General features: G+C 65.6%; 1 protein-coding gene and 1 pseudogene. Both read left to right on the top strand.

Annotated features, from left to right (window positions below; genetic code table 11):
• Positions 1–39 precede the first annotated feature (39 nt).
• A pseudogene (locus DU475_RS23595) lies at positions 40–1,530 on the top strand (TonB-dependent receptor); the annotation flags it as partial.
• Positions 1,531–2,020: 490 nt separating this feature from the next.
• Positions 2,021–2,374: a PRC-barrel domain-containing protein gene (locus DU475_RS23590; protein WP_013504569.1), complete on the top strand. Its 354-nt coding sequence runs from the start codon at positions 2,021–2,023 to the stop codon at positions 2,372–2,374.
• Positions 2,375–2,393 lie beyond the last annotated feature (19 nt).

Raw genomic sequence — 2,393 nt, 5'->3', positions numbered from 1 at the left:
TGAGCGTCTCGTGGGCTCGGAGTTGTGTATAAGAGACAGACCCGCGTCGGCGACGGCACCTGGCTGGCCGCGTTCGAGGCCAGCACCTACAACGGCCCCTGGGACGTGCCGGACAACGTCCGCAAGCTCAACGGCGTGCTGCGCTACAGCCAGGGCACCGCGACCGACGGCTTCTCGCTGACCGGCATGGCCTACTCCAACCGCTGGACCTCGACCGATCAGGTGGCGCAGCGCGCGATCGACCAGGGCCTGATCGGCCGCTACGGCTCGCTCGATCCGACCGATGGCGGCATCTCCAGCCGCTACAGCCTGTCCGGCAGGTTCGCCAAATCGAGCGACATTGGCCAGACCGACATCAACGCCTATGTGATCCACTCGTCGCTGCAGCTCTACAACAACTTCACCTACTTCCTCGACGATCCGGTGAACGGCGACCAGTTCAACCAGTACGACCGCCGCACGGTGCTCGGCCTGAACGGCACGCAGCGCTTCGACTATCGGTTTGCCGGCATGCCGGTCGAGACCCGGATCGGGCTGCAGACCCGGGCCGACAACATCGATCTCGGCCTCGACAAGACGCTGCGGCGCGACTGGCTGTCGACGGTGCGGGCCGACGAGGTCGCGGAGCAGTCGCTCGGGCTGTGGACCGACACCACCGTGCGCTGGACCGACTGGCTGCGCACCACCGCCGGCGTGCGGCAGGACTTCTTCACCGGCCGGGTGATCAGCGACAATCCGGCGAATTCCGGCAACGCCTCGGCGTCGATGACCAGCCCGAAGGCCGGCATCGTGCTCGGCCCGTGGATCGGCACCGAGTTCTACGGCAATGCCGGCACCGGGCTGCACAGCAACGACATCCGCGGCGCCACCATCACGGTCGACCCCAACAGCGGCGATCCGGTCAGCCGCGTGCCGCTGCTGGTGCGCTCCAAGGGCGCCGAACTCGGCATCCGCAACAGATCGATCCCCGGGCTCACGACATCGCTGGCGGTGTTCTTGCTCGATTTCGACTCCGAGCTTTTGTTCGTCGGCGACGCCGGCACCACCGAAGCGAGCCGGCCGAGCCGCCGGGTCGGCGTCGAATGGACCAGCCAGTATCGGCCGCTGTCCTGGCTCGGGGTCGATCTCGATGTCGCCTACACGAAAGCGCGGTTCACGGATTTCGACCCGGCCGGCGACTTCATCCCGGGCGCACCGGCCTGGGTGGCGAGCGCCGGCATCACGCTCGGCGAGCAGCGCGGCTGGTTCGGTGCGCTGAAAGGCCGCTACTTCGGCCCGCGGCCGCTGATCGAGGACGACAGCGTGCGCTCGCTGTCGTCGCTGATCTTCAACGCCCGCGCCGGCTATCGCTTCGACAACGGCGTGCGGGTGCAGCTCGACGTGCTGAACCTGTTCGATGCCAAGACCAATCAGATCGAATACTACTACCTGTCCCGGTTGCCGGGCGAGCCGCTGGGCGGTGTCGGCGACCGCCACGTCCATCCGGTGGAACCGCTGGCTGTGCGGCTGACATTGGCAGGGACGTTCTGATCGTACGACATTTGGCACGCACGCAGCGGCGACGTTCCGGAACGATCCGAGAAAATCCCGGATTTCAAAAGATCCCGGATGTCGCGTCGCCGCGGCACGACCACCGACACCCCACAACGAATGATAGCCCAGAATGAGCGATAGCCCATAACGAGAAACGCGCGCCGACGTTGACCGCCGACGCGCGCCTCGTAACTCGCTGGTTCCCAGGCGCTGAGGGGCGCCTCGGCCGAGCGGCTCACTGCTGGGTGCATCATCCACGACGAGCGGTCTCGTGCCCGCCGCAATGATGCTCAGTCAGCCAACCTCAGCGGGCGTCCCCAGCGAGGTGACAGCGTTTCGAGTGAGACACTGGATCACCTCCTTCCGTTGTTTCCGATGAAGAGAGGATAAGTACGATTCTGCAGTTTGTGAAGAGCCTATGACTGGCACTCGGGGGCGGAACAGGTTCTCGCTCCGCTCGTTGGCCCTGCTTTACAGGGAGACCAGCATGAACCCAGAAGCCAACGAGACCCTCAAGCTGATCGGCAGCGACAAGGTGCAGGGAACCGCGGTGTACGGGCCGGACGGCGAGAAGATCGGTTCGATCGAACGGGTAATGATCGAGAAGGTGAGCGGGCGGGTGTCCTACGCGGTGCTGTCGTTCGGCGGCTTCCTCGGCATCGGCGACGATCATTATCCGCTGCCCTGGCCGGCGTTGAAGTACAATGTCGACCTCGGTGGCTATCAGGTGATGGTCACGGTCGATCAGCTCGAGCGCGCGCCGAAATACGGCCGCGGCTCCGAATGGGACTGGCGCGGCGCCAACAAGGTCGACGATTACTACGGCGTGGCGCTGACGTAAGGCGGGGGCGCCCCCGCCC

The organism is Rhodopseudomonas sp. WA056, assembly GCF_010906995.1.
Classification (GTDB): Bacteria; Pseudomonadota; Alphaproteobacteria; order Rhizobiales; family Xanthobacteraceae; genus Rhodopseudomonas; species Rhodopseudomonas palustris_G.
This window is presented reverse-complemented; position numbering and strand designations above follow the sequence as displayed.